Here is a 6,427-nt window from a genome sequence, read left to right as displayed (position 1 = left end):
TGCGCTCCCTTACTTAGATTGGATCTTACTTCGTACGGGGCGACGAGGGTCGGGGCCGTCGCGGCCGACCGGCGCGAAGATCAGCCCGGCGACCGCCGCCAGCAGGTCCTCGGCGTACTCATCGCGGGCGGTGAGGCCCGGGTTGACCGGTGGCTTCGGTGTCGAGGACCTGCTCGGCGGTTGTCCGGCCGCGCGAGCGGGTGGCGGCTTCCGGGAGTGCGATTTCCTCCATGGTGGGCAGCGGGGATACCACACCAACACGTGGAACTCATACCAGCAGCAACCAGATCAACGAACATACGGCGATGCAAGCAATTCCCGACCTGCGCGGTGGAGGTTCTACCGGGACTCTTCGGATGTCTTATGGGAACATCTCGCACGAATCGGTTACGCTACGGGCGTTGAAATCCCCCGCTGGCGAGGGCGGTGCAGGAACATGGCAGGTGATGAGGCCGGACCGATCCGGCGTCCAAATACGCGGCTGCGGATGCAGCGGGAGGGCCGCGGCTGGTCGCGCCCTGGCCTTGCCCAGCGTCTCCAAGACCTGGCGTGGCAGCGGGACCATCGGAACGTCAGCCCCGACAAGGTCATGGTCGCGAAGTGGGAGTTGGGGTCTCGCGCCGTGTCGCCTTACTACCGGGTGCTGTTGTGCGTCCTGTTTGAGATGTCGGCGGAGGCTCTTGGTCTTTTAGAGCCTGACGAGGAGTCGGCTCGGTGGTCTCCGCAGGAGCGGGCTTCCTCGTCGAGCGTTCTGGGGCGCCGGACATTCGTCAGCCTGGCCGGGGCGGCATCGGTGGCTGCCGCTGCGGCAGTTTCGGCTTCGGGTCCGCAGACGTCGCAGGCGGGTTCGGTATCCGCACGACCTGATCAGGTACGCAATGACCTCCACGAGATAACGACACGACTGAGAAGTTTGGATGGGGCATTAGGCCCTGGCTGCATTCTTGATCAGGCGTTGGCTCACCAGCAACTCACGATCGCGCTGCTGCGCGAGGCGGGCCGGAGCCAGCGGCGCAATATGCTGGCATTGGAAGCAGCCGACATCACCGGTCTCATCGCATGGCTTTCCTTCGACGTCGGCGAGTATGACGCATCCTTTGCTCATTACCGTGCAGCGGCGACTCTTGCCGGCGAAGGGGACGATCCCGGCTTTCTGGCCTGGGTGCTGGGCAGCGAGGCTCTCGTTCTGAACCATCTACAGAATGACCGGCAAGCGCTCGACGTGCTCCAAGCAGCCCATGATGTCGCTAGTCGGACCAGCTCTACTGTGACCAGTTCCTGGCTTGCCGCGATCGCCTGCCATACAAACGCACGGCTAGGTGACGGCCACGAGGCGTGGCGTTCCTATGGCATGGCCGAACGGTTACTCGAAGCATCCGAACGCGACACCTGCACTTCCTGGATGTCATTCTTCCACATGGCACACGTCGTGTCGGCCGGAGGCCGCGCATACCTCGCCTTGGGACAACATCGGCATGCGCTGCGGGAACTGGAGCGCGCCCTGGCTCTCCACCCGCCGCATCTCGTCCGCGAGCGATCCCAATTCCTCTGTCATCTCGGTGAAGCGCACATCGCTGCCAACGAGCTGGACGCCGGATGCTCGTTCCTCGGTGACGCCGTCGAGATAGCGTCGTGGACAAAATCGGCTCGGATAGTACAAAGGGTCCGTTCGATACGCGGATCGATTTCTCCGGCATACCGCGAGGATCGAGAAGTACATAGCCTCGATGAGCGTTTGCGGGCTGCGGCGGTGTAGCGAGAGCCTTCCCGACCGCTGGTCGGCACCGTATCGTCTGCGTTGTGTCGTCGCAGGAGGGGTCGCCGGTGACGGACCAGACACGTAGACGAGATCTGCCGCTCACGGTCCTCCACCTTGGCCGTCGGACTGGCTTGCCTGCCGCGGCAGTAGTGGCTTCCGGCTCGTTGACCCCCTCCGGTCAGCGTGCCGGACCTGGACGGCCCGTGGACGATATCCGGCAAGTCGCTTCCTCGTTGAGGCGCCTCGACGGACAGATCGGCCCTGCTCACGTCGCCCCGGCCGTCCGGCGCCACCTTCAGGCCGTCATCGACCTCGGGGAGCAGGTGGCGCAAGAGGACCGCCGAGAGCTGATTCAGCTTGCGAGCGAGACAGCCGAACTTGCCGGCTGGCTGGCCTACGATGCCGGCATCCCGGATGAGGCGGAACTGCACTACCGACGGGCAATGACCCTCGCCCAGGAGGCCGACGACCCCGCCAGAGCGGCTTGGGCGATGGGCAATCTCGGACGTGCCTTGACCTCGATGGGACGGGCCCGAGAAGCGCTGGACCACCTGGAAGCCGCCCGGCGGCTGGCCGCTGGCGTCCGGGCGCCGCGACTGGCGTCCTGGCTCGCGGCCGCGGCCGGCTGGTGTTACGCAACCCTGGGCGAGCACGCGGCCTGCGGCCAGGCCCTGAGCGCGGCGGAACGCCATCTCGCACAACCAGATGACTCCGGCTACGAATGGCTTGACTTCTACAGCTATTCCCAACTGGACAAGTGGTATGGACGCTGCCAGCTCCTTTTCGGACGGCCGGCTGAGGCCGCCCGATCCTTCCGTACGTCCCTGCGGATGCTGCCAGCGACACTTGTCCGTGAGCGGGCGTCGACGCTCACGGAACTGGCTCACGCCTACACAAAACAGGGAAACGTCGATGCGGCATGCGCCTGCCTCAGCGAGGCTGTCACGATCGCGTTGGACACAGGATCAGGCCGGATCGTGCAACGTGTAACCGAGGTCCGCCGGTTGCTCGATTCCTAGACCTCCTCGTCAGCCGTACGAGAGCTGGACAACGCGCTAGCATCGCGCGGGGCAGCGCAGTAGGCGGACTACGGGCGGCCCCGGCAGACCAGGTACCTCCCTGCCTCGTCGACCGCCGCACCGCCTACAATGCCCCCATGGTCCACGCGCCGTATCGTTCGGCCAAGGCGAGAACGCCAAGCCCACCGCAGATCCCTGCCGTGCTCAACACGGGCACCGAGTTGCAGGATGACGGAATATACGTCGCCACGCTGTTCAACGGCAGCGACTTCGGTGGAGCCTCCTTCCGGTCGATTGAGCTCGAAAAGAGCAGTTTTGCATCCGTGGATATGGGCGGATGTCGCTTCACCTCAGTTTTGATGACCCATGTGAGAATCGAGAAATCGAACCTGTCGAACATCCGAGCCGTGAAGTCGTCCCTCATCTCGGCGGAGATTCGGACGAACAGGATGACGGGCGCGGCATGGACACAGGGAAGACTACGCGATGTCCTGATAGAGGACTGCCGCCTCGATCTGGCGAACTTCAGATCCTGCCGGATGTCGAGCACGCTGTTCCGCAATTGCAACCTGAAGCAGGCCGATTTTCAGGACGCGGACCTTCGGGGAGCTATCTTTGAACACTGCGACCTCGCCGGCGCCCAACTGTCAGGAGCGCAGATGGACGGGGCACGACTGGCGAATTGTAGCCTCGTCGGGGTTCACGGCGTTACGAGCATGAGGGGAGCAGTCGTATCCACCGGAGACCTCGGTGGTCTAGCCTTCTCGCTCGCCAGCGCCCTCGGAATAGAGGTCGCCGAGGAGGTATAGGGAGGTTCCAAGCGAGGTCAAATCAGCGCCTTGTGGTTGTCACCCGCGCCCCGGGAAACTCCGTTGACCGCGTAGGACCACCGCGTGTAGACCCACCCCGGCCCGGCTGGCTCGACCTCCATATCGACAGAGAGTGTATCACCCGCGCGTAAGGCAATAGCGGTCGTAAACGGCGCTACAGTGCGCCCCCAGCACGTTTCGCTGTCGGGCGCACAGGACAGCGAAACGTTGGGGGTGAGGACTGCTGAGAACCACATCATGAGGCCATTTGCCACCGCATCGGCCTCGAAGACGAAGTCACACGATGCCGCATATCCACGGTCGGTGTCTGGCGCCCGCAACGTCGCGAGATCAAGACTCCACATCTCTTGGGCGGGACTCAGTACAGTGTCGGAACCTAAATGATGACGGCCGTAGTACAGCTCGTTTGCCGACATGTCGCGGATAAGATCAAGGTTGATACCGTAGGTTCGCGATGTGAAGAAGTCGAACTCGTCCGCGAGATACGGATCGAATGTCGGCGCAAGCCATGATGTGATCGCGGCTGGAATCAGCGTACCGCCGGGTTTGAGCCACTTATCGCGGACCGCGAGGAGGGGGCTCAGAAGATTTTCATCGATGGCAATGCCGCCGAGCCACTCACTGACGAGAACGTCGACCTTCCCATCCAGCTCAATCTCCGCAGCGTCCGCGAAGATGACGTCGATGGTCGTGTCAAGGCGATTATCAAGTACGAGCCGCCGGGCGATGTCGGCCATCCTCGTGCGTTCCACAGCGATCACCTTCGCCGCTCCGAGGCGCGCAGCGATCATGGCCAAAATCCCCGTACCCGTGCCCATATCGAGAACGATCGACTCTGAGGTGACGGCGTGGTGTAGAGCCCGCGCGAATGCGAACGTGCGTGAGGTGTCCCGTAGCATTGAGCGATGTGGGCGGAGCTGGCTGTAGTCGGTGGCAATTCCCATCGTTGTCACGCCTTTTCTAGGCTCGTCTTCCGCACGTGTATTCGGTGGGCGGATGGTGTGATTTTTTATTTGTCCGCTGTTCGCCTTGTTGGTGCCTGGAGGGCACTTTCTGGCAAAACTCGGTGCGACCGGTCACGGTGGGTGCGGATTATCGACGAGAGTCCGTCATCATGATCGAAAATAACGTCGGCCGGAGCATCGAAATCCCATGTGCGAAAGACCAGTCTAGAGAGGATAGCTACGGCATGCCTGTGCGGAGTATTACTCTGAGCAGATATGTTGAGCCCATCTTCCCCATACAGAAATCGGTATCCCGACATCGCGCATACTCAGGAGGACAGATTTCGCCCTGCTGACGAAATCCTTCCCTGAGAGGCCCAAAAAAGTGGCGAAACTGTCGCTTCGGCTTCCGTCCGGATCGTGGTCTAAATACGATACGAGCGCGGTCAGGTCCAAGTTTCCCACAAGAATTCTACCGTCAAAACGAATCTCGCATTCGCCTGTCTGGTGGACTAGTACTCGGACGGCGAGACCTCCGTCGGCGAATGTCAGCATCGATATCCTCCCAAAGACTACTCATTCGGCGCGGCCTATTCGCGGGCAGGCAGTGTCTGGCCCATCGATACGGCCTGTTCGGGTGAGAGCGCGTGCCCGCGAACCTCCTCCACATATTGTGACTATCCCGCAGGCGCGGCAGTCTTCGCAGAGATCTTTCAGGGTCAACTCGCGGAGGCGCCCGAGCGGTTCTGAGTATCGCCAGATGTCGGCAAGAGGCCGGTCCATTATATTTCCGCAGAGCGCCGAACGATCGCGGCTCATGAGCGTGACCGGGAAGACATCCCCATTTGCCACTACATTAAGATCAATAATTCCGCTGGGGTCCCCAAGCGAACCAGTAGCGAGATACACCGGCTCCCGAAGAGGCGCTTGGTAGCCCCATGCTGCCTCGGCCTCGGCGATGTCGACCCCAGCGTCTATGAGTGGGAGATAGAACTCCCACGGCGCTGGAACGGAAAGAGCAAGATAGGGGAGATCGCCGCCCATCTTTGCTTTTGTCAACGCTACCATCATCTCGGCCCATTCGGGATAGGGGAACTCCATTTCGGCAACGTGCTCTAATCCGCGGCCGCCGGGAAAGAACTTGATCGCAAGTATGTCACGAACACCGAGGTCGATCGCAAGATTATAGGTTGGCATCAGATCGGCCTGATTAACACAGGTGAGGGCAAAGGCTGCGTGCATCTCCAAGCCCGCTTCCGCGCCGCGCGCTATTCCACTCGTCACAAGCGAGAACAAGGACCTCTGTGCGGCCGTCGTGCGCCTTCCGCTATGACGGATAATATCGAACGAAGCTGGCATCGAACCATCAAGGCTCACTGTTACACTCAAACCCGGGCAGCGGTGGAGCAGATCCCAAACAAGCCGCCCAGAAAGCAACGTACCATTCGTGATCACGCTCACACGCCACCCAGGATAGCTACATGCCCGTTCCAGGATGTCAACGGCATCAGGCCGAAGGAACGGCTCCCCGCCCGCCACGGTGAGACTAAGAACTCCCAGATTGTAAAGCTGGCCAATAATGCTGAATATCCCGGTGCGGTCAAGTTCCTCCGTCAGCGGAATGCCCGACGAGACATCGCAGTGTGAGCACTGTAAATTGCACGCGTTCGTCAGGTCAAGATCGGCATGTGCGGGCCCAGCGAATGGCGGTTCTGGTCGTGACTCCACTCGGCCTCCTCGGAACGAGGATAGAAATGATCAGATATAACGCGCGTCGAGACACCCCGAACCGGTACCCATTGGGGGATTTTTGTCCCGGTGGGTACCGGCCTGTGGCTGAGTTGAATCAGCGCCTCGCGGAGACCGCGTCGAGTG

General features: G+C 61.5%; 5 protein-coding genes. 3 read left to right on the top strand and 2 right to left on the bottom strand.

Annotation, left to right across the window (positions count from 1 at the left end):
* Positions 1-436 precede the first annotated feature (436 nt).
* The 3 genes from MJ785_RS19115 (at position 437) to MJ785_RS19105 (ending at position 3,587) form a co-directional block, all read left to right on the top strand.
* Positions 437-1,756 (top strand): hypothetical protein, encoded by a 1,320-nt coding sequence (locus tag MJ785_RS19115; RefSeq protein ID WP_239382116.1) that lies wholly within the window; start codon positions 437-439, stop codon positions 1,754-1,756.
* A gap of 206 nt (positions 1,757-1,962) precedes the next feature.
* Entirely contained in the window at positions 1,963-2,778 is an 816-nt protein-coding gene (locus MJ785_RS19110) for a tetratricopeptide repeat protein (RefSeq protein ID WP_239312799.1), read from the top strand.
* Positions 2,779-2,978: 200 nt separating this feature from the next.
* A complete protein-coding gene (locus tag MJ785_RS19105; RefSeq protein WP_239312801.1) occupies positions 2,979-3,587 on the top strand; it encodes a pentapeptide repeat-containing protein in 609 nt (202 codons plus the stop codon).
* Positions 3,588-3,604: 17 nt separating this feature from the next.
* Here MJ785_RS19105 and MJ785_RS19100 read toward each other — a convergent pair whose 3' ends face one another.
* Entirely contained in the window at positions 3,605-4,552 is a 948-nt protein-coding gene (locus MJ785_RS19100) for a 50S ribosomal protein L11 methyltransferase (RefSeq protein WP_239312809.1), read from the bottom strand.
* Between the two features lie 576 nt (positions 4,553-5,128).
* The gene (locus MJ785_RS19095; RefSeq protein WP_239382114.1) at positions 5,129-6,280 is read right to left on the bottom strand and encodes a radical SAM/SPASM domain-containing protein; all 1,152 of its coding nucleotides are present in this window, start codon (positions 6,278-6,280) and stop codon (positions 5,129-5,131) included.
* Positions 6,281-6,427 lie beyond the last annotated feature (147 nt).

This window comes from Protofrankia sp. CiT1 (assembly GCF_917627335.1).
In the GTDB taxonomy this organism is placed as follows: Bacteria; Actinomycetota; Actinomycetes; order Frankiales; family Frankiaceae; genus Protofrankia.
Note: the sequence above shows the minus strand (reverse complement) of the source record. Positions and strands in the feature narration are given on the sequence as shown.